Origin of the sequence: Aeromonas sp. R3-1 (assembly GCF_040908345.1) — a bacterium.
GTDB classification, from domain to species: Bacteria; Pseudomonadota; Gammaproteobacteria; order Enterobacterales; family Aeromonadaceae; genus Aeromonas; species Aeromonas veronii.
In genome coordinates, this window is the sequence record NZ_JBFODN010000238.1 from 14112 (window position 1) to 35386 (window position 21275).

General features: G+C 60.5%; 20 protein-coding genes. 12 read left to right on the plus strand and 8 right to left on the minus strand.

The features are described 5' to 3' along the window. Positions 1-44: 44 nt before the first annotated feature. On the minus strand, positions 45-653 hold the full coding sequence (gene lysE, locus AB5Y85_RS15480) for an L-lysine exporter (protein WP_257686918.1): 609 nt from the start codon (positions 651-653) through the stop codon (positions 45-47). A 207-nt stretch (positions 654-860) separates the two neighbouring features. Continuing rightward, a complete protein-coding gene (locus tag AB5Y85_RS15485) occupies positions 861-1643 on the minus strand; it encodes a LuxR family transcriptional regulator (protein ID WP_139443503.1) in 783 nt (260 codons plus the stop codon). 62 nt (positions 1644-1705) lie between these two features. Between AB5Y85_RS15485 and AB5Y85_RS15490 the strand changes: the two genes are divergently transcribed. From AB5Y85_RS15490 to AB5Y85_RS15515, 6 genes are all read left to right on the plus strand, one after another. Further along, on the plus strand, positions 1706-2356 hold the full coding sequence (locus tag AB5Y85_RS15490) for an acyl-homoserine-lactone synthase (protein ID WP_123172351.1): 651 nt from the start codon (positions 1706-1708) through the stop codon (positions 2354-2356). A 201-nt stretch (positions 2357-2557) separates the two neighbouring features. Beyond that, positions 2558-3457 carry a LysR family transcriptional regulator ArgP gene (locus tag AB5Y85_RS15495; RefSeq protein ID WP_257686914.1) on the plus strand — a complete coding sequence of 300 codons (900 nt, stop codon included), beginning with the start codon at positions 2558-2560 and terminating at the stop codon, positions 3455-3457. A 99-nt stretch (positions 3458-3556) separates the two neighbouring features. After that, positions 3557-5593 (plus strand): exoribonuclease II, encoded by a 2037-nt coding sequence (locus tag AB5Y85_RS15500; RefSeq protein ID WP_255910953.1) that lies wholly within the window; start codon positions 3557-3559, stop codon positions 5591-5593. 254 nt (positions 5594-5847) lie between these two features. After that, a complete protein-coding gene (locus AB5Y85_RS15505; RefSeq protein WP_257686913.1) occupies positions 5848-7488 on the plus strand; it encodes a GGDEF domain-containing protein in 1641 nt (546 codons plus the stop codon). Between the two features lie 4 nt (positions 7489-7492). After that, positions 7493-8596, plus strand: a complete 1104-nt coding sequence (locus AB5Y85_RS15510) for an EAL and HDOD domain-containing protein (RefSeq protein ID WP_139741704.1) — start codon at positions 7493-7495, stop codon at positions 8594-8596. A gap of 65 nt (positions 8597-8661) precedes the next feature. Next, the gene (locus tag AB5Y85_RS15515; protein ID WP_236354286.1) at positions 8662-9252 is read left to right on the plus strand and encodes an HAD family phosphatase; all 591 of its coding nucleotides are present in this window, start codon (positions 8662-8664) and stop codon (positions 9250-9252) included. A 132-nt stretch (positions 9253-9384) separates the two neighbouring features. Here the strand turns inward: AB5Y85_RS15515 and hfq are convergent, their stop codons facing one another. Beyond that, positions 9385-9744, minus strand: a complete 360-nt coding sequence (gene hfq / locus AB5Y85_RS15520; protein WP_005335772.1) for an RNA chaperone Hfq — start codon at positions 9742-9744, stop codon at positions 9385-9387. A 176-nt stretch (positions 9745-9920) separates the two neighbouring features. On the opposite strand from hfq, the gene AB5Y85_RS15525 reads away from it, so the two are divergent. Genes AB5Y85_RS15525 through AB5Y85_RS15535 form a run of 3 tightly spaced genes read left to right on the plus strand, consistent with a single transcriptional unit; the run spans position 9921 to position 13400 of the window. After that, the gene (locus tag AB5Y85_RS15525; RefSeq protein WP_236297348.1) at positions 9921-11192 is read left to right on the plus strand and encodes a paraquat-inducible protein A; all 1272 of its coding nucleotides are present in this window, start codon (positions 9921-9923) and stop codon (positions 11190-11192) included. After that, positions 11185-12834, plus strand: a complete 1650-nt coding sequence (gene pqiB, locus AB5Y85_RS15530; RefSeq protein ID WP_005335774.1) for an intermembrane transport protein PqiB — start codon at positions 11185-11187, stop codon at positions 12832-12834. Before AB5Y85_RS15525 ends, pqiB begins: the two co-directional genes overlap by 8 nt. Further along, positions 12831-13400, plus strand: a complete 570-nt coding sequence (locus AB5Y85_RS15535; RefSeq protein WP_103250897.1) for a membrane integrity-associated transporter subunit PqiC — start codon at positions 12831-12833, stop codon at positions 13398-13400. The genes pqiB and AB5Y85_RS15535 overlap by 4 nt, the downstream gene beginning before the upstream one ends. Positions 13401-13478: 78 nt before the next feature. Here AB5Y85_RS15535 and rlmD read toward each other — a convergent pair whose 3' ends face one another. Then, positions 13479-14831, minus strand: a complete 1353-nt coding sequence (gene rlmD, locus AB5Y85_RS15540; protein WP_127006087.1) for a 23S rRNA (uracil(1939)-C(5))-methyltransferase RlmD — start codon at positions 14829-14831, stop codon at positions 13479-13481. A 274-nt stretch (positions 14832-15105) separates the two neighbouring features. Here rlmD and AB5Y85_RS15545 point away from each other — a divergent pair, with 274 nt between their 5' ends. Continuing rightward, entirely contained in the window at positions 15106-16830 is a 1725-nt protein-coding gene (locus AB5Y85_RS15545; RefSeq protein ID WP_139461079.1) for a proline--tRNA ligase, read from the plus strand. A 94-nt stretch (positions 16831-16924) separates the two neighbouring features. On the opposite strand, the gene AB5Y85_RS15550 is transcribed toward AB5Y85_RS15545, so the two are convergent. The 3 genes from AB5Y85_RS15550 to AB5Y85_RS15560 all read right to left on the minus strand — a co-directional run bounded on the left by AB5Y85_RS15550 (position 16925) and on the right by AB5Y85_RS15560 (position 19006). Next, entirely contained in the window at positions 16925-17605 is a 681-nt protein-coding gene (locus AB5Y85_RS15550; protein ID WP_368221727.1) for an SDR family oxidoreductase, read from the minus strand. Positions 17606-17831: 226 nt separating this feature from the next. Next, positions 17832-18461 (minus strand): TIGR04219 family outer membrane beta-barrel protein, encoded by a 630-nt coding sequence (locus AB5Y85_RS15555; RefSeq protein WP_263085473.1) that lies wholly within the window; start codon positions 18459-18461, stop codon positions 17832-17834. 95 nt (positions 18462-18556) lie between these two features. Beyond that, positions 18557-19006, minus strand: coding sequence for a copper chaperone PCu(A)C (locus AB5Y85_RS15560; RefSeq protein ID WP_263085472.1), 450 nt, complete (start codon positions 19004-19006; stop codon positions 18557-18559). A 90-nt stretch (positions 19007-19096) separates the two neighbouring features. Here AB5Y85_RS15560 and AB5Y85_RS15565 point away from each other — a divergent pair, with 90 nt between their 5' ends. Beyond that, entirely contained in the window at positions 19097-19846 is a 750-nt protein-coding gene (locus AB5Y85_RS15565) for an enoyl-CoA hydratase-related protein (RefSeq protein WP_257686912.1), read from the plus strand. A 17-nt stretch (positions 19847-19863) separates the two neighbouring features. Here the strand turns inward: AB5Y85_RS15565 and AB5Y85_RS15570 are convergent, their stop codons facing one another. Then, positions 19864-20292: a DUF2753 family protein gene (locus AB5Y85_RS15570; protein ID WP_005335785.1), complete on the minus strand. Its 429-nt coding sequence runs from the start codon at positions 20290-20292 to the stop codon at positions 19864-19866. A gap of 284 nt (positions 20293-20576) precedes the next feature. Between AB5Y85_RS15570 and AB5Y85_RS15575 the strand changes: the two genes are divergently transcribed. Next, positions 20577-21236 (plus strand): CatB-related O-acetyltransferase, encoded by a 660-nt coding sequence (locus tag AB5Y85_RS15575; RefSeq protein WP_103250891.1) that lies wholly within the window; start codon positions 20577-20579, stop codon positions 21234-21236. Positions 21237-21275 lie beyond the last annotated feature (39 nt).

Consider the following 21275-nt stretch of genomic DNA (forward strand, 5'->3'; position numbering starts at 1 on the left):
CATCTTTTTGTTACCGGTCGCTCATTCCTGCCGCCTTAACTTCCTCAACGTCCAATGGCCAGTTGAACAGCCAGGCTCAGCATGATGATGCCAACCAGCAGATCGATCCCCTGCTGCACCCGGCCGCGGGCCAACCAGGGCGCCAGTGCCGCCGCCCCCAGCGCCAGCGAGTAGAACCACACCAACGAGGCCAGCATGGCCCCCGCAGCAAAGGCCGGACGCAGGGACTCGCTCACCTGACTGCCAAGGGAGCCGAGCAGCATCAATGTATCGAGATAGACGTGAGGATTGAGCAGCGTAACTCCCAGTGTCATCGCCAACACGCTTTTGACCCCCATCTGCTGAGCAGACTCGGCAACTCCCTCCCCTTTACCGCGCCAGGCACTGAGCAGGGAACGGCCACCAAACCAGCCGAGAAACAGCACACCACCCCAGGTGAGTAGCGCCATGCCGAGGGGGCTGGCGGCCAGCAGATTGGCTCCGCCAAATACGCCGATAGCAATCAGGGTGAGATCGCAGAAACTGCAGAGCGTGGCCGTCAGCAGATGGTGATTGCGATGGATGCCCCGGCTCAGCACAAAGGCATTCTGGGCGCCGATGGGGATGATCATGGCCAGACCGATGGTGAAGCCTTGCAGTGTCGTTGCGAGCATCATGGAGAGTACCGTTCGAAATGATGAATGAGCGGCACTATAGCGATGGTAGTTCCTTCTTAGAAATTCATTGATTTACTTATTGATTCATTTTGCTAATAAAAACCGGCATACCCAGCCGCTGTTCCAGCCCTTGTCAATTACCGGATCTGACAATTGTGACCCTCAGAGTGCGGCAGGAGAATCTGTTGCGCCTGTGGGCTCAGCCTACTGCAGCAATCTGGGGAAGTTGGTAACCACAACTTGCTCCAGATTGGGCAGCAACAGCCCCGTACTAACCCCTTTGGCAATGGCCTGATAGCGGTTCATTGAGCCGGTTTTGCGGGTGACCTGATTGAGATGGTAATTGACCGTGCGCTCCGTGATCCCGAGGATGCAGGCGATCTCGCTAGAGGTCTTCCCTTCGCTGGCCCAGAACAGGCACTCGGTCTCGCGCTCGGTCAAGGGATCTTTCCCCGCACTGTCCATCATGCTGAAACGCACCACCCGAATGGCCGCCTCGAAGATGTAATTGGACATCCAGGAGAGGATCGGCGAGGACTCCAGCAGCAGGTCGCTCGAAGCCCGTTCGGAGGTGATGAAGGAGAGGATACCGTTCTCCCCGGCTGCACCGTGCAGAGGGAAGGAGATGCCGTTACGCAACCCGAACTCGGCTGCCAACCCCATCACGTCCATGGTTCCCTCCTGCAAAAAACTGGCCCGCTCATCGAGGCGGTTCCAGTAAATGGGCAGCGTCTGCTTGCGTGCCAGCCGGATCACCGGATCGCACGCAAGCATGTTGTTTTCGGTATAGGCCTGCACCCAGGAATCGGGGCACTGGTTGAACAGCACCACCTTGGGCCTTTGCATCGACATCGGGATGATCAGAGCGAAGCGATAGTAGTCATAGCCCATCCCGAGCGTAAAGCGACCGATCAGTTCGGCCAGACGATTGCCATCCGTCACCGAAGTGAAATGTTCGAGGTACTCAAGCAGTTGGTCTCTGTTCATATGAAAGCCCCCTTGGCCAGATATGTGATTATAACGGCGAATAGCAAGATAGAGGGTCCATAATGTTGGTTTTTAAAGGAAAATTGAGAGAACATCCACGAAACGAGGTGGAGAATGAACTCTATCGCTTTCGAAATCGCGTCTTTTCCGACCGGCTAGGCTGGGATGTCGAGTCTCATCGGGGCCTGGAGCGTGACAGCTTCGACACGCCAGACACCCATTGGGTGCTGATCGAGGACGAACAAGGGCTGTGTGGCTGTATTCGTCTGCTCAACTGTGCCGATGCCTATATGCTGCCCACCATCTTCCCCACCGCCCTTGCCGGTGAAAGCGCGCCACGCACCCCCGATGTCTGGGAACTCACCCGTCTGGCTATCGATGCCCAGCGCGCACCGCGCATGAGCAATGGCGTCAGCGAACTCACTTGCGTCATCTTCCGCGAGGTCTATGCCTTCGCTAATGCCCACGGGATCCGGGAGCTGGTCGCCGTCGTCAGCCTGCCGGTGGAGCGCATCTTCCGCCGACTTGGCCTGCCCATCGAGCGGCTCGGTCATCGGCAGGCGGTCGATCTGGGTGCGGTAAGGGGCGTTGGCATCCGCTTCCATCTGGATGAGCGCTTCGCGCAGGCGGTCTCCCAACCTCTGCTGGGCCATTATCAAACCAGCCATTATCCACTGCAGCAACCGTCACCGGTGCTGGCAGTTCACTCATAAAAAATCCCGGGAAAACAGACCCGGGATAAAGATGTCGCTACGATCTGCGCAGGGCTACCCCATGCGGCACCAGAGAGTATCCTCCCTCAATGGCCTGACCACTACTGTCAAAAATCACAGCGCAACGTCCCTTCCACCGCCCATTGTTGTCCCCTGCCGAGTGACGTAGAGTCAGCCCTTGGGCAACGGAAGGGAGAGAAGATGAAAGAGCTGGACTACAAACTGCTGCGGGCACTGGATGCGGTACTGCAGGAACAGAACTTCGATCGGGCGGCCAAGTCGCTCCATATCACCCAGTCGGCCATCTCCCAGCGGATCAAGCAGCTGGAGCAACAGTTTGCCGAGCCGCTACTCATTCGCAGCCAACCGCTGCAGGCCACGCCACTCGGCCAAAAACTGCTGGCCCACTATCGGCAGGTACACCAGCTCGAGCTCGAACTGGCGGGGGAGCTGGCTTCCGATGAGCCGCAAGGGCCAATCCGGATCAGCATCGCCGTCAACGCCGACAGCCTGGCCACCTGGTTTTTGCCCGCCATTGCCCCCTTGTTGAAACAGCACCCCATCGAACTCAACCTGCTGGTCGATGACGAGAGCCGCACCCTCGACAAGGTCCGCGAGGGTCAGGCCTTTGGTGCGGTCAGCCTGCATCCCCAGCCGCTGGCGGGTTGCTGCGTCGACGAGCTCGGTGAGATGAACTATCTGCTTACCGCCAGCCCCGCCTTCGTAGCCTGCCACTTCCCTCATGGCCTGACCCGCGATGCGCTGGCCAAGGCACCGGCGGTGGCGTTCGATCAGCGCGATGACATGCATGTGAGTTTTATGAGAGAACGCTTCGGGCTGGAGCCGGGCGGTTATCCCTGCCATACGGTCCACTCGTCAGAGGCCTTCGTCGCCATGGCAGAACAGGGGCTGGCCTACTGTCTCATTCCCGAATTGCAGATAAGAGGCCAGCTGGCTGGCGGATCACTGCTCAACCTCAGTCCCGACCACGTCCTGACGGAACGCCTCTACTGGCACCGCTGGGTACTGGAAAAGGGGGTGCACAAGCAGCTCTCCCAACGCCTTATCGACCATGCCAGATCGCAGTTGAAAGCACGCTGAGCAGGCCATTCACCTTGGCTTTGCAGGGCTAAAAACGTATAGTGCTGGGCGATCCTTCATCAGGTCTCCACCCAGGTTTTCACTTCAGGTTCCTCACTTATGTTCCAAGACAATCCGCTGCTGGCCCAGCTCAAGCAACAAATCCGCGAAAACATCCCGAAGAAAGAGGGTGTGATCCGCGCCTCGGACCGGGGCTTCGGCTTTCTGGAAGTCGATGAGAAGACCAGCTATTTCGTGCCGCCTCCCTACATGAAGAAGGTGATGCACGGTGACCGGGTGACCGCCCTGATCCGCACCGAAAAAGAGAAGGAAGTGGCCGAGCCGGATACCCTGCTGGAGCAGTCCGTCACCCGCTTCGTGGCCCGGGTCAAGATGTTCCGTGACCGCCTCAACGTGGTGGCCGACCACCCGCTGATCAAGGATGCCATCAAGGCCCGCGTCAAGAAGGGCCTGGATGAGAAAGAGTTCAAGGAAGGTGACTGGGTGGTGGCGACCCTCAAGCGCCATGCGCTGGTCGACGGCAACTTCTCTGCCGAGATCATCCAGAAGATTGCCGCCCAGGAAGATCACAATGTGCCCTGGTGGGTGGTGCTGGCGCGCCACAATCTGGCCCAGGTCGAGCCGGCTGACTTGCCGGAGTGGAAGGTGATCGAAGAGGAGGAGCTGCCCCGTCGTGACCTGACAAAGGTGCCCTTCTTCACCATCGACGGTGCCAAGACCAAGGATATGGACGATGCGCTGGCCATCACCAAGCTGGACAACGGCTGGGAGCTGCTGGTTGCCATCGCAGACCCGACCGCCTATGTGGCCGAAGGCAGCGAGCTGGACAAAGAGGCGGCCCAGCGCGCCTTCACCGTCTATATGCCGGGCCGCAACGTGCCGATGATCCCGCGCACCCTCTCCGACGAGCTTTGCTCCCTGAAAGAGGGCGAGGAGCGCAACACTCTGTGCGCCCGTCTGCTCATCGCCGAAGACGGTCTGCTACTGGAGGAGACCGAGTTCTTCGCCGCCCGCATCTGTTCCCACGCCCGTCTCAACTATGACGACGTCTCCGACTGGGCCGAGCATGGCAAAGAGCTATCCATCGACGCAGGCGTACTGGCCCAGCTGCCGCTGATGAAGGCGATGACCGAGGCGCGCATCGCGTGGCGCACCGAGCATGCGCTAGTATTCCCGGATCGTCCCGACTACGACTTCGAGCTGGGCGAGAATGGCGAAGTGCTGGCCATCCACGTCGAGCCGCGCCGCATCGCCAACCGCATGGTGGAAGAGTCGATGATCGCCGCCAACATCTGTGCCGGTCGCGTGCTGGGCAAGAGCGTCGGTTACGGCATCTTCAACGTTCACACCGGCTTTGACGAAGAGTCCCTCGACGGCGCCATCGACCTGCTGAAGAGTGCCGAAGCCCCGTTCGAGCGCGACGAGATCGCCAGCCTCTCCGGCTTCTGCGCCCTGCGCCGCTGGATCGACAACCTCGACACCCGCTGGCTGGATGGCAAGATCCGCCGCTTCCAGAGCTATGCGCTGATGTCCTCCGAACCGGGCGCCCATTACGGTCTGGGTCTGGATGCTTACGCCACCTGGACCTCCCCGATCCGTAAATACGGCGATATGGTCAACCATCGTCTGCTCAAAGCGGTCATCGCGGGCAAGACCCCGGGTGAGCGCCCGAGTCAGGAGCTCACAGAGCATCTGACCGCCTGCCGCCGCCTGCACCGCATGGTGGAGCGTGACATCGGCGACTGGCTCTATGTTCGCTACCTGAAAGCCGCGGCTGGCACCGATCAGGTATTCAACGCCGAGATCATCGACGTGATGCGTGCCGGTCTCAAGCTGCGTCTGCAGGAGAACGGCGCCGTGGTCTTCCTGCCTGCCCGTCATATTCTCGACAACAAGGATCGACTGGAGTGCAACTGGGACAACGGTCGCGTCTATCTGGACAAGACCGAAGTGGTCTACGAGCTCGGCCAGATCATCGAGGTCAAACTGACCGAAGCGGTGGAAGAGACCCGCTCTCTCATCGCCAAACCGGCGGTAGATCTGGTACCGGGTCCGGCACCGGAAGCCCCGGCGACCGAGAGTGCGCCAGCCGATAGCAGTGAAACGCCTGCTGAGGCTGCCCCCAAGGCAGAATAAGCCACGCAGAATCATCTGATCTGCCCGAGAGCCCGCCATCGTGCGGGCTCTTTTTTGCCCAACACCCCGCCCTACAAGCTGCCATAAATACCGTTATGGCACACAGTTCTAGCCACGATTGGCAGAGAACGCAGTGAATGTCTCCACCAGCATGGCTGAAAGCAACCATTATGTGCGCCACCTCTCCTTTCTGACATATTAATCAAGGAGAAATATGTCTATACTCGCTTGGGTACAATCCAAGGGATATTGGTATGCAGGAATGGGACCCGGAACACTTCACCAACTTCGCTCAGTTATGCGAAGTGAGCCTCGCCACCATCCGTGAAAAGACCGATGCCGAACGCCTCTACCTCTGGCTGAAAGCCCCCGAACCGCAGCTCTACAGTTTTCAGCTCGATCACGGGCTGACCACGCTTGATCTCGCCCATCTCGGTCAACTGACCCTGCCCCACCACCTGATCGACAAGGCGATGGAGAAGGGACAACTGGTGATCGAGCAGCTCCAAGCACCGCCGGATCCCGGCGAAAATGTGGAGCCCGCCCAGCCGCAGTTACGCGCCTGTTTCCCTCTCAAGCGTCACATGAAACTGGAAGGGGTCATCTATCTGGAGACCCGCCGCCGCATCGACCGCCTCTCCTCCCACCAGCGTCAGGGAATCCAGCTCCTTATCCACTATCTGACTGCCGAGCTCAGCAATCACCTGCTCTCCAGCCAGGTCAATCAGGAGCGGGACCAGCGGCTCCATACCCAGACCGATCTGGTACAGAGTCAGGCACTGCAGGGCTCCTTCCTCACCATGTTGCAGGCGCTTCACATGGTCAGCGTCACCCTCTCCCGCAGTCGCAGCGAGAACGATCTGCTGCGGGATGCCGTGCTGCTGGCCCGCAAGGAGCTGCAGTTCGATCGGGTCGCCATCTTCCTGATCGAACCCGATGGCAAGACCATGCGCGGCACCTGGGGCACCAGCGAAGAGGGCGAGCTGATAGATGAACACAACTTCATCAGCCCCATTCCGGATCACCCCACTGTGCAAGAGGCGCTCAGGCGCAAGGACTACGTACTGGTGATGGAAGATACCCCCCTCTACTACGAGAAGCAGCAGGTGGGCCGTGGCTGGAACGCCATGGTATCGCTATGGGATGGCACCACCCCCATCGGCTGGATCGCCGCCGACAACCTGCTCTGGCACCGTCCGCTCAAGGCCTATCAGAGCGAGATCTTCAAACAGTACGCCGCCATCCTGTCGCAACTGCTGATCCGCCAACGCACCCAGGAGCAGCTGGAAACCCTCAACCGCCAGCTGGAGGCCCGGGTCGCCGAGCGCACCATGCAGCTGGCCGAGACCAACCGTGCGCTGGAGGAGGCCAATCACCGCCTCTCCCTGCTGTCGCTGGAAGATCCCCTCACCGGCATCGCCAACCGGCGCCAGTGGGACATCACCATGCAGCGGGAGTGGGAGTGGGCACGACGCACCCAGAACCTGCTGGCGGTATTGATGATCGACGTCGACGAGTTCAAGGCCTACAACGACTACTTCGGCCATGCCAAGGGGGATCTCTGCCTGCAACAGGTGGCCCATGTGCTGCGGGATGCAGAGCGGCGCTGCACCAATCTGGTCGCCCGTTACGGCGGCGAGGAGTTCGTCATTCTGCTCTGCGCCCCCCAACCCGGTGAGGCCGAACAGCTGGCCGGGCGGATCCACGATGGTCTTGCCCGCTTGAAAATGCCCCATCCCGCCTCGCGGGTTGCTGATTTCATTACGGTTAGCATAGGCTTTAGCTATCTGGTTCCCTCCCAGGACGGAGCATGGCAGACCCTGACCGAACAGGCTGACCAGGCGCTCTACCACGCCAAGTCACAAGGGAGGGCCCGCACTCTGGCCTATCGGTGATCCCATGCTGTTGCGTCGCTACCCCATCTTCAATCGTCGCCTGGCTCTGGTGGCCTACGGCATCGACTATCAGCTCAGTTCACCGGCCGAATGGCCTTCACTGGCGCAACATAGCCGCCTGCTGGCGCAGGGGCGTCAATATCTGGTGCCCTTCACCCACGAACAGCTCGATGAACAGCGTCCCCTGCTGCTGGATCAGGACGCGATCCCGCTGGTTGAAGCCTCCAGCGAACGCCAGCCCAACTCGTTCCCGGTGCTGGAGCAGTGGCGCGACAGTCGGCGCAGACTGGCGGTACATGGCGCCAACCGGGATCCGCGCTGGCTCGGCGCCAGCCGCCTGCTGGTGTACTGGATGGGGGAAGAGGGGATCTGCCAGCCCACCGAACACAAGCGGATGGCGCTGAACATCGAAACCTGGGCGGATTTTCTCCCGCTGCGGGAGGCGGGGGTCGACTTCTTTGCCGGCGGCTTTCTCGCCCGTCCGGAGCTGGTCAATCAGCGAGCCAACCAGCCCGATATGGCGCTGGTACAGCAGATCCTCCAGCTCATCTGCCACGAAGAGTTCTCCTTCGCCCAGGTAGCTCGCCTGCTGGAGCAGGATGCCTGGCTGCCCGGCCTGCTGCTCACCTACGTCAACGCCCCCGGCTTCGATCATGCCGCCCCCATCACCTCGGTACCCCGCGCCCTCTCCTATCTGGGGGAGCAGGAGATCCGCAAGTTCGTGTTGATCAACGGTCTGGCTCGGGTAAGCCAGCACATGCCGGAGGCCTGCACCCGCATGGCCATCGCCCGCGGCCGCTTCTGCGAGTTGATTGCCCTCACCGCCCTCGGTAAAGCGGAGGCCAGCTGGGCCTTTCTGGTAGGGCTTGTGCTTGATGGATCCCTGCTGTCGGAGCCGCTGATGGCCCACCTGCCCAAGAGCGTGCAGCGCGCCATCGAACTGCACGAAGGGCCACTCTTTCATCTGTTTCAGCTGGTCAGCACCTATGAACAGGGCAACTGGGCCCTGCTGGAACAGCTTGCCCCCAAATATCAACTCGATCCGGCCCAGCTCACCCCCGTCTATTTTCAGTCACAAATGTGGGGGCAAGCGTTTCTCACCAGCTAGGTGATGGCGAGGCGGGGAGCCACTGGCTAGAATGGGCTCCCTTTTTTCAGAGACTGACCCGCACCATGACGCTTTCCGGATTCCAAGGCCTGGTCTTTGACCTTGATGGCACCCTGGTCGACTCCATGCCGCTGCACCTCGCCGCCTGGGAACACACCGCCCGCGAGTTTGGCTTTCACTTCGATGCCGACTGGTTCTATGAGCTGGGTGGCATGCCGAGCCGCAAGATCGCACTGCTGGTGGCACAGGAGCAACAAATCCCCCTCGATCCGCTCGAAGTCACCCGCTGCAAGACCGCCCACTATGTGGCCAACCTGCACAAGGCGACCGTCTTTCCGGCCATGCAGGCGCTGGTCGAGCGCTATCATGGCGTCATCCCGATGGGGGTCGGGACCGGCTCGCCGCGCATAAATGCCGAGGCAGTGCTGCGCAACACCGGGCTGGAACGCTACTTTTCCGTGGTGGTCACCGCAGATGATGTGGAGCTGCACAAGCCCAATCCGGACACCTTCCTGCTGGTCGCCAGCAAGCTGGGGGTCGCTCCATCAGGCTGTCTGGTGTTTGAAGATACCGGTATCGGGGTACAGGCCGGAGAAGCGGCGGGTATGCAGACCTGCATGGTCAAAGAGGGCAAACCGGTCGGCATAACGGCGTAGTGCGGAAAAAAATATCGCCCTGCAAGGGGCGATAACCGGAACCGGCTCTCATACGGGACATGAATGAAAATGAGAGCAGGCTCCGTCAGCCGCTGACGCAGGGCGCGTCAACGGGGAGTGCGGGGCAGACGATTACTCGTTGTTGCCGCCGCCCTGATTGTCGTCATAACGACCCGGCGCACCGTGGGGGCGCGGCGCCATGGAGACACGCGGCTTGCGAGCACGCTGGATGTTCACTTGCGGACGGCCGGTGTGCATGGCGATGGTGGAGATCTTGGCCTTGTAGACCAGCTGCTGGTTACCATGAGCATCGGTCAGCAGCACGCTGTACTGGTCGAACCCGCTGATGGTGCCTTCCAGCTTGATGCCGCTCACCAGAAAAATAGCGACCTGACTGCGGTTCTTGCGCAACCAGTTGAGGGCAGAATCTTGCCCGTTCCCGAGGGAGAAGGCTTGCTCAATCGTGGAGTAGCTGGGGGATTCAGTTGTCATAAATTATTGTCCCGCGGAAAAAAAGTGGCGTTTGATTGTGCTAAATGGGCACTGGCTTGTCAAAGTCATTCTCACTCCCGCCAGCAATAGCGGCCTCCGGGGGCTGGTCGCTGACCAGCACAACTGCGATAATCGCCAGCTCTGGCTCTACCACGGGCCTTATCTGGGGTTTTATCTTGCATCCGGTTTCACACCAACACCACACCACCTATGTCCATGATGCCACTGCCTGCGAAGAGTGTGACCTGCTGATACCGGCCACACCGCTCGAGGTGGGACAGGCCAGCTGCTGCCCCCGTTGCGGACACACCTTGAGTCGCCACCTGCCACAGCAGGAGTTGCGGCCGATCTCCTACGGGTTCGCGGCACTCATCATGTTCGTGCTCGCCAATGCCTTTACCTTTATGTCCTTCTCGGCCAAAGGGGTGGGCCAGGAGATGACCTTTTTGCAGAGCATCACCACCCTGGTGGATGAGGGCTATCTGTTTCTCGGCGCGGTACTGAGCCTGACCCTGATCGGCCTGCCGTTGGTTTATATGGGGTCCATCATGCTGGTGCTGTGGCGGGTCGATAAAGATCTGCACAGCAATGCCCTGCGCTCCCTCGGCCGTCTGCTCTGCCGGATCAAACCCTGGCTGATGGTGGATGTCTTTCTGGTGGGGGTGCTCATCTCGCTGGTCAAGCTGATGGGGATGGCCGACATCAAGATGGGGCTGTCATTCTGGGCTTTCGTTGGCTACACGGTGCTGCTCATCAAGATGATCTCCTCGCTGGATCAGATGTGGCTGTGGCAGCGGCTGTTCGGCCCGACCGAGTCGCGGGAGATCGACCCGGAAGCGGGCGCGCTGGAATCAGGTCTGGTGGGCTGCCATATCTGTGGCGCTCTGAGCGAGGTGGGCAGCCACAGCTGCTCCCGCTGCGGCGGCAAGCTGCATGCCCGCAAGCCGGGCGGCCTGAACCGTACCTGGGCGCTGCTGTTTACCTCCACCATTCTCTACATTCCGGCCAACGTCTATCCCATCATGGATACAGTGTTCCTCGGTGATGACAGCCCCTCCACCATCCTCGGCGGTGTGGTGCTGCTCTGGGCCATGGGCTCCTACCCCATAGCTGCGGTGATCTTTTTCGCCAGCGTGGTGGTGCCGCTGGTGAAAATACTGGCGCTATTCTGGCTTTGCTATATGGTGCAGCGCGGCAATGTCACCTCCCCCCTCGGCAAGCTCAAACTCTATCGCATGACCGAATTTGTCGGACGCTGGTCGATGATCGACGTCTTCGTGGTGGCCATTCTGGCGGGCCTGATCCGGCTCGACAATCTGATGACCATCTATCCCGGCCCTGCGGCCGTCGCATTTGCAGGTGTAGTGCTGATCACCATGGTCGCCGCCATGAGTTTCGACTCCCGCCTGATCTGGGATTTACAACAAGGAGAACGCGAACGTGAGTGAGCGTAAAAAAAGGTGGAAACCGGGCTCTGACTTTCTGAGCTCTGCCGCCGCAATCTGGATGGTGCCCCTGCTGGCGCTGTTCATCGGTCTCTGGATGCTGTTCCAGCACTGGTACTCCCAAGGCCCCAGCTTCACCCTGACAGTCGCCACTGCCGAGGGCATAGTCGCTGGCAAGACGGTGATCCGCTCCCGCGAAGTGGACGTCGGCCGTATCGAGGCCGTCGAGCTGAGCGATGACTACAGCCATGCCGTGCTGAAAGGACGGCTGACCAATGCTGCCTCCGGCATGCTGCGCGGTGACAGCCAGTTCTGGGTGGTCAAGCCCAGAGTGGGCCGTGAAGGGGTATCGGGTCTGAGCACCCTGCTCTCCGGCGCCTATATCGAGCTCGCCCCCGGCAAGAAAGGTCGGGCGCGGGACGAGTACGCCATGCTCGACAAACCGCCGCTCGCCTCCCTCGATGCCAAGGGGCTGCGTCTCACCCTCAGCAGTCGCGACACTCGCGCGCTGGGGGAAGGCTCCCCCATCAACTATCAGGGCTTCACCATAGGTCAGGTGGAAGAGGCGAAGTTCCTGCCGGAAAAGAGCGAGATGCAGTATCAAATCTTCATCCACGCCCCCTATGACATTCTGGTGAGCAGCAACTCCCGCTTCTGGATGACCCCGGGCTTCGAGGTCTCCATGAGCAGCGAGGGGATGAAGGTGAAGATGGATTCGCTGGAGAGCCTGATCGATGGCGGCATCACCATGGGTCTGCCACCCGGCTGGGCGCCTGGCGAGCCGGTCAAACAGATGGAAGGGTTCACCCTGTTCCAGGATGAGGCGAGCGTGCTGGCCGGTAGTCTGGATCAGTTCATCGACTACGTCTTCCTGTTCGATGACAACGTGGGTGGCCTGCACCCGGGCGCGGCGGTGCAGTATCGCGGCATTCGGGTTGGTACCGTCATCTCCGCCCCCTACCTCATTGAGGACAAGGGCGTGCAGATCTTCAAGAGCCGCCAGATACCGGTGCTGGCCCGCATCGAGGTGCAGCGCCTCTCCCACCGCTATGCCAAGGCGGAGAAGGATCAATGGCGCGCCCTGTTCGGCAAGCAGTTCAAGGAGGGGTTGCGTGCCAGCCTCAAGACCTCGAGCCTGCTGACCGGCGGCAAGATCATCGACCTCAACTTCTATCCGGACGCGCCACGTTTCGAACAGGCCAAGCTGGCCGGTTATCAGGTCTTCCCCACCGTGCAGGGCGGGCTGGATCAGATCGAGCGCAAGGTGAACCTCATCCTCGACAAGTTTGTCGACATGGACATGGCAACCACCCTGACCAAGGTCAACGGGTCACTCACCACCCTGGATGGCACCCTGAAGAACATCAGTGCAGTCAGCGCCAACCTGAACAAGCTCACCGCCAAGGATTCCACCCAGCAGCTGCCCGCCTCGCTCAACGAGAGCCTCAAGCAGTTGCAGGAGACCTTGCAGGCCTATGATGCCCAGTCGCAGACCAATCAGGACCTGCGTCAGTCGGTGCAGACCCTCAATCAGTTGATGCGCGAACTGCAGCCGCTGGTGCACTCCCTCAACGAGCAGCCCAGCTCACTGATCTTCGATCGTGCGCATCCATCGGACCCTGAGCCCAAGCGAGGCAAACAATGAAAAAAGAGATCCTGACGCTGGCCCTGCTGGGCCTGCTGGCGGGTTGCAGCAGCCAGCCGAGCCTGCACTACTATTCGCTCGATGCCGACAGCCAGCAACCCGTGACGGCACCGGCCCAACCGCAGCACCAGCTGGTGCTGCGCCCGGTGACGCTGGCCAGCCAGCTCGACCGGATCAGTCTGGTCTATCAGCTGGAAGGGCAAGAGCTGCACTTCACCGAGTACCATCGCTGGGCCGGTGCGCTGGACGATCAGCTCAACCAACTCACCCTCAATGGCCTCTCCACCCGCTTGCCGGGCTGGGTGGTACGGCAGGATGGCGCCCGCAAGGGGCCGGTGCTGACCATTCTGGTGGAGCGCTTTCAGGGCCGTCATGACGGCAGCGCCGTGCTGAGCGGCCGCTGGCGCCTGCTGGCGGAAGATGGCACCGTGTTGCGCGATGCCCCCTTCCGTCAGGAGCGGGTACTGCCGGCCGATGGCTACAACGCACTGGTGAACGAACTGGGTCAGGGCTGGCAACAGCTGCTCGACCAGATCGCCGCCGAGGTGCGCCAGAGCGCCAGCTAATCGCCCATCCGCCGATTGCAGAGATAAAAAACGACGCCAGCTGGCGTCGTTTTTTTATGGGCAAGAGTCGGGGGCGACTTATGCCTTGGCGGGCAGGCTCAGGCGAGCTACCGCTTCCACATGCATGGAGTGCGGGAACATATCGACCGGCTGCACCTCGTCCAGCACGAAGCCTTGCTTGACCAGCCAAGCAAGATCGCGGGCCAGGGTCTGCGGGTTGCAGGAGACATAGACCAGACGACGGGGCGCCATGGCGACCAGGGTCTGCAGCACCGCCTTGTCACAGCCTTTGCGCGGCGGGTCCATCACTACCACGTCAGCGGTCACACCTTGGGCGTGCAGCTCGGGCATCAGCTGCTCCGCCTTGCCGACGTGGAATTCGGTGTGCTCGATGCCGTTGAGGGCGGCGTTGCGACGGGCATCGCTGATGGCACTCTCCACCGACTCGATCCCGACGACCTTGGCGGCCTTGCCAGCCAGGAACAGGGAGATGGTGCCAATACCGCAATAGATGTCGAACACCGTCTCGTTGCCGGTCAGTTCGGCATACTCGAGGGCGCTGGAGTAGAGCACATCGGTCTGGGTCGGGTTGTTCTGGAAAAAGGAGAGCGGCGAGATCTCGAACTCGAGTTCGTGGATCTTGTCGCGGATCACCCCTTCGCCGAGCAGCACTCGGTTGGTCGCGCCCAGAATGCGGTTGGTACGCTCGTTGTTGATGTTCTGCACCAGGGTGGTGACCGGCAGATCGCTCAGGGCTGCCAGCAGCTCGGCTTCGAACGGCAGCTCCTCGCCCAGGGTCACCAGCACCACCATCAGTTCGCCGCTCTTGAAGCCCTTGCGGGTCATCAGGTTACGCACGCAGCCGCTGTGGTTTACTTCGTCATAGGCGGCGATGTCGTGCGCGCGCATCCAGTTGCGCACCCGGGCGTTCAACTCCACGTGCAGCGGATCCTGCACCGCACAGTCATCAGCGGTGATGAGATCGTGGGAATGCTTGCGATAAAAACCGATCTCGGCACCGGCGTCACAGCCACGCACCGCATATTGCGCCTTGTTGCGATAGGCGAACGGGCTTTCCATGCCAAGGATATCCTTGACCGGAGTGTCACCCAGCCCGGCCTGCTCCAGTGCGCTCTGCACCAGTGCCTGCTTGAGCTTGAGCTGGGCCGGATAGGCCAGCGGGCGCACCTGACAGCCACCACACTCGGTGTTGGGGCAGAAATCGGCAACCCGATCGGCAGAGGGCTGGAGCAGCTCGGCGACCTTGCCGTGCAGATAGTTCGGCTTGACCTCGGTCAGCTCCACCAGCGCCTGCTCACCGGGCAGCAGACCTTCGACAAACAGGGGGCGATCGAACAGGCGTCCTTTGCCATCTCCTTTGTCGGTCAGTTCCAGGATCTCGATCTGGTGTTGATGTCCCACTAACGGCATGAGCGGCTCCAAAAGTACTAAAAATGGGGGGTGATGAACGCGGCAAAACCATGCCCATCGAGAAAAGGTGGCAGAGTTTAGCGGAGATCCGGCCAAATTGCAGGCATAAAAAGCCTGCTTGTTGCAATGGTCATTGCCCCTGGTCATCTGCCGGACGTTGCCACCTTTCGGGTTGCGGCAAATTTAGCCCTTGGGCCGCAACGCCCAGCCTGTTAAAATTCCGCCCTTGAAATTATCCTGGGCCCCGCGCCCGTTTTAGCTAAGGTCTACCGCGATGCGTACCAGCCAATATCTGCTTTCCACTCTCAAGGAAACCCCCTCCGACGCTGAAGTTGTCAGCCACCAGCTGATGCTGCGCGCCGGGATGATCCGTAAACTGGCCTCCGGCATGTATGCCTGGTTGCCAACCGGTCTGCGGGTACTGAAGAAAATCGAGAACATTGTTCGCGAAGAGATGAACAATGCTGGTGCCGTCGAAGTCTCCATGCCGGTGGTACAACCCGCCGAGCTGTGGCAGGAGTCCGGCCGCTGGGATGACTACGGTCCCGAGCTGTGCCGTCTGACCGACCGTCACAACCGTCCCTTCGTGCTGGGCCCGACCCACGAAGAGGTGATCACTGCGCTGGTGCGTTACGAAGTGAACAGCTACAAGCAGCTGCCGCTCAACCTCTACCAGATCCAGACCAAGTTCCGCGACGAAGTGCGCCCCCGTTTCGGCGTGATGCGTGGCCGCGAATTCCTGATGAAGGATGCCTACTCCTTCCACATCGACAAAGAGTCTCTGGTCGATACCTACGAGAAGATGCACGCCGCCTACTGCAAGGCGTTCACCCGCATGGGCCTGAACTTCCGTCCGGTGCAGGCCGATACCGGCTCCATCGGTGGTACCGGTTCCCACGAATTCCAGGTGCTGGCCGAGAGCGGTGAAGACTTGATCGCCTTCTCCGACAGCTCCGATTACGCCGCCAACATCGAGATGGCCGAAGCGCTGGCACCGGCTGGTGAGCGCGCTGCCGCCACCGCAGCCCTGACCAAGGTTGCCACCCCGAACGTCCACACCATCGACGAAGTGGCCGCTTTCCTGAACGTGGCACCGACCGCCATCGCCAAGACCCTGCTGGTACTGGCAGAGGAAGATGAGCACGGCAAGCAGGCCGTTATCGCGCTGGTACTGCGTGGCGACCACGAGCTGAACGAAATCAAGGCCGAGAAGCTCTCTGGCGTGGCTAACCCGCTGACCTTCGCCAACGACGAGCAGATCAAAGCTGCCGCCGGTTGCGATGCAGGCTCCATCGGCCCGGTCGGCTTTGCCGGTCGCATCATCGTCGATCGCAGCGCTGCCCATCTGGCGGACTTCGTCTGCGGCGCCAACGAGACCGGATTCCACCTGACCGGTGCCAACTGGGATCGCGACATCGCTTCTTACGAAGTTGCCGACCTGCGCAACGTGGTGGAAGGCGACCCGAGCCCGTGCGGCCAGGGCAAGCTGCTGCTCAAGCGCGGTATCGAAGTGGGCCACATCTTCCAGCTGGGTACCAAGTACTCCGAAGCGATGAAGGCGAGCGTGCTGAACGAAGCTGGCAAATCCGTCACCATGGAGATGGGTTGCTACGGTATCGGGGTTTCCCGTCTGGTGGCTGCCGCCATCGAGCAGAACAACGACCAGTACGGTATCATCTGGCCGGATGCCATCGCCCCGTTCGAAGTGGCCATTGTGCCGATGAACATGCACAAATCCGAGCGTGTGGCCGAGCAGGCACAACAGTTCTACGCCGAGCTGAAAGCCGCTGGTGTGGACGTGCTGTTCGACGACCGTAAAGAGCGCCCGGGCGTGATGTTCGCCGACATGGAGCTGCTGGGCATCCCGCACGCCATCGTCATCGGCGATCGCGGTCTGGACAACGGCGTGGTGGAGTACAAGTGCCGCCGCACCGGCGAGAAGCAGGAAGTGGCCATCAGCGACATCATCGCCATGCTCAAAGCCAAGCTGGGCCGTTAATTCCGCCCTCTTCCCGATATAAAAAAGCGCGCCATTTGGCGCGCTTTTTGTTTCTGTATATTCTGACGACAGCAACCGGGTGGCGGGCTTCGCCTCAGGGATTGCGACCGATAAAGAGGTCGGTCACGTGGCAACTGCTTCTGGCTTCCAGTGCGTCGAGCATATAGGCCGCCGCATCTTCCGGGGTCATGAAGCCACTCGGGTCCACGTGATCCAAGTTGTCCCAGAATTCGCTGCGGATCCCGCTCGGGTAGAGGTTGACCAGCCGCAGCGGCGAGCCTTTCAGCTCGGCGCGCAAGGATTCGAGAAAGCCGCGCATTCCCCATTTGGAGGCGCAGTAGAGGCTCTCGTTGGCCTTGCCCACCTGAGCGGCGGAGGAGAGCACATTGGCCAACACTCCGCCTTTCTCACCGATAAGCCGCACCGTCTGCTGAGCCACCAGAATGGTGGAGATAAGATTGCTCTCCACCACCCGGCGAATCTGCTCGGCGGTGTAGACACCGACCGGGCCAAACTCGCCCACCCCGGCGCAGTGGATCACCATGTCGGGCTGCCCGCCCCACTCCACCGCTGCAGCGAAGGCGACGTCGACCTCTTCATGGTGCGCCAGATCGGCCGCGATGCCGATCACCGCGCTGCCGAGCAGTTGTTCCTGCTCCTGCAGTCGCTGATAACGGCGCCCCATCATGGAGACCTGATGGCCCCGCTCAACCAGTCCGATGGTCAGGGCTCGGCCGAGACCAGAACCAGCACCTGTCACTATGATGTGGCCCATTATCGCTCCTCGTCGTCAGTCGACGGTCAGATTAGAAAGTGAATTCATCGCCCATGAACCATCCATCGACAGAACGCTCTGATAGATGTTGGCGAAGAATGTCACCCCCGTTGTCAGACAACGTCAGATTAGAAAGTGAATTCGCCGCCCATGAACCAGCCGTCGACAGAATGCTCTGATAGATGTTGGCGAAGAATATCACCCCCCGTTGTCAGACAACGTCAGATTAGAAAGTGAATTCGCCGCCCATGAACCAGCCATCGACAGACTGGTCGATATTGGCGAAGTCGACCTTGGCTTCACGCCAGCCGGCACGCAGCTTGATCGGCATGGAGGAGAACTTGTAGGAACCACCCAGACGGTAGTCATAGTTATCCGCATCGTGAGTGCGCAGATCGCCGAAGAAGGCGATGCCGGTGCCCGGGATCTTCACTTCACTGCCGGCATAGGCCATCAGGGTGTTTTCATCATAACCCCGACGCCCCCAGGTTACCTGCTCGCCATCGTAGTGACGACCGGTCATCCCCAGATCGATCTTGAACAGATCGTTGTTGAACAGACGGTAGTAAAGGCTCAGATCGTAGGCTGTCAGGTCGTTCTTGAAGGCGCCACCGGAGGTGCTGAAATCGGAAATTTCAAATTTGGCGTTCGGCAGGAAGATGATACCGTGTTCCAGTTGCAGATAGCCGTTCCAGTTGTATTTGTCATCATAGTGATTGGCACTATAACCATATGCCTGACCACTGCCCTGAGAAGCCCATACATCAGCACCGGCGGCGAAACGCCAGTCATTGGCGGCCATGGCCCCCTGGCTGCACAGGGCAAACAGAACACCGGCAATCAGCGTCTTTTTCATTACGTCACTTCCTCTTGCATACATGGAAAAGAGCACTATTTTACCCGGTGCAGCCAAAATACACAGTCTCAAATCTGAACAAACGACGACAAATGTCAGTGCTTCACATGCTTCATCTCTGCCATCGGCTCAATCGGCTTCACCGGCAGTGACAGATCCAGCTTCTGACCATCGTCCATGGTGAGGGTGAGTGGGAAAGGGGTCTGCTCGGAGAGCGTGCCCACCTCGAACAGCATGATGTGCAGGCTGCCCGGCTTGAGCACCGCTTCGCCCTTGGCCGGGATCTCGATATTCTCGACCTGGCGCATCTTCATCACACCATTTTCGTGCAGGTGGGTGTGCAGCTCGGCACGCCCGGCCGCAGCAGAAGCCGCCGCCACCAGCTTGACCGGCTGGTCAGCGTCATTCTTCAGCACCATAAAGGCGGCAGTGTTGGGGGAGCCCGGCGGCAACAGGCGCACATAGCCGTTGACAGCCTCGACCTTGGCCAGTGCAGGCGCCGTCATCCCCAGAACCAGCAGAGAATAAAACGCACGTTTAAACATGGTTGAAATCCTTTTATGATGTTGTTAAACGGCGCCAAGGTTACCCCAGCAGCAACCTTTTTTGCACCTTTCAATAACAAGGATTTAGACATGGCCCCCATTCTCATTGCCGAGCAGCAGGATGGCTTGCTCACCCTGACCCTCAACCGCCCCGACAAGCGCAACGCCCTCAATACCGAGCTCTATAAGCAACTGGTGGCGGCGCTGCGAGAAGCGGCAGCCGATGAGGAGGTGCATGTCCTGTTGTTGCAGGGGCAGCAGGATTGCTTTACCGCGGGCAATGATCTGGCTGACTTTATGGGCAAGAGCTCGCTGGAGCCCGACGACCCCATACTGCAGTTCCTCCACACCCTGGCCGATTTCCCCAAACCCGTGATCGCTGCCGTTGCAGGCCCGGCAGTGGGGATTGGCACCACCATTTTGCTGCACTGCGATCTGGTCTATCTGGCGGATAACGCCCGCTTGCAGCTTCCCTTTGTCGAGCTGGGGCTGGTGCCGGAGTTCGCCTCCAGCCTGCTGCTGCCGCGCTTGGTAGGTCACCTCAAGGCAGCCGAGCTGTTGCTGCTGGCCGAGGCGATGGATGCCGAGGAGGCGCTACGTCTCGGGCTGGCCAACAAGGTGGTGGCGGCCGATGGAGTGCTCTCCCTTGCCCGCGAGCAGGGGCTGAAGCTGGCGGCCAAACCGCCCAGAGCGCTGCAAAAGAGCAAGGCGCTGCTGAAACAGGAGCTTAAACAGGCGGTGCACTTTGTCATCGATCTGGAGGCGCGCGCCTTCGCCCAGGCACTGCAAGGGGAAGAGGCGCAGCAGCGCATCGCCCAGAAACTCAAACGGCGGGGCTGAGCCTCGCCCCAATCCGTTCAGTTGAGGCGAAAACGGCCGATCAGCTCGCAGCCCTGTACCTTGTCCTGCAACTGGATCAGCCGGGCAATTTCCGGATTGGGGTGACGCTTGAGAAACGCGAGCAGGGCTCCACGGCAGCAACCCAGCTCGCTGATCAGTGCCTCGCACTCCCGGTTCGGGCACTGCGGCACCAGCGCAGTGACCAGCTCGGAGGCAAGTTTCAGGTAGCGCAGCTCGTAAGTCGGCTCATCCATCGCCCGCCAGAAGTCGGCCAACCGGTGACAGGTGGCGACTCGCATGGTGGCCAGCTCGGTCAACTCCACCTGGGTCATCTCGTAAACATCCCCCAGCGCCTGCTGATAAAAGCAGATCGCCGCCCCCAGCGAACCGGCCTGCCAGGCACGCTCCGCCTCCAGCATGTATCGTTGCCAACTTTGCGGTGTCATCTCGCTCTCCCGAGTCCGTCATGGTGGGAGTGTTATCATGGCTAATTGAGAATAAATATCAACCAGAGGGTTAGTGCAGGATCTCTGCGCAACCTTGGCAAACCCGGCGCCCGACCTTATGATCGCGCCCTTCCCTCTTCTTTGGAGCACACCACAATGCGACCACACCTCCCGCAGATGCTGGGCTGCTCCCTGCTCTGCGTGCCCCGCATGCTGGTCTGGATCTATTAGCTTCGCTCAAGCGAACGCAACCCATCCGATCCATTCAGCAAAGGAGTACCAGCATGAACACCTGCCAACACTGGTCGCAGGTCGAATACCTGCACCTGACGGTGACCAACCCCAATATCTGCCTCAAGGGGCAGCACAGCTACTACTCGGGTGCCTGGGATGGCCCCTTCGAAGAAGTGGTGGTGCGCTACCTCCATGGCGATCCCTTCAGCCGCAGCCCGGACACCGGCTGGGAGCCGCTCTGGCATATCGACCGTCTCCATATCGGCGACTATGTGCAAATTGCCGCCGGGGTAAAGATCATCATGGGCGGCAACCACACCCACAACACGGCCTTCATCAGCACCTATCCGTTCGCCGATCTGGCGGCGCTCCAGCGCAGCTACCGCCCCGCAGGCGATACCCGCCTCGGCAACGATGTCTGGGTCGGCATGGAGGCGATGATCATGCCCGGCGTCACCATCGGCGACGGCGCCATCATCGCCGCCCGCTCGCTGGTCAATCAGGATGTACCGCCCTATGCCATGGTGGCGGGCACCCCGGCCAGGGTTCTGCGAATGCGCTTTGGCGAGGAGGAGATTGCCCGGCTACAGGCCCTCGCCTGGTGGGATTGGCCGGATCAACAGGTCAACGATCTGCTACCGCTGATCCAGCAAGGTGACGTCGCCCTGCTTGAACAGGCGGCCGCCCGCTGGGCGGAGCGCCATGAGTGACCACCGCTAACCGGTAGCTGACAGCAGAAGGGCGACCCC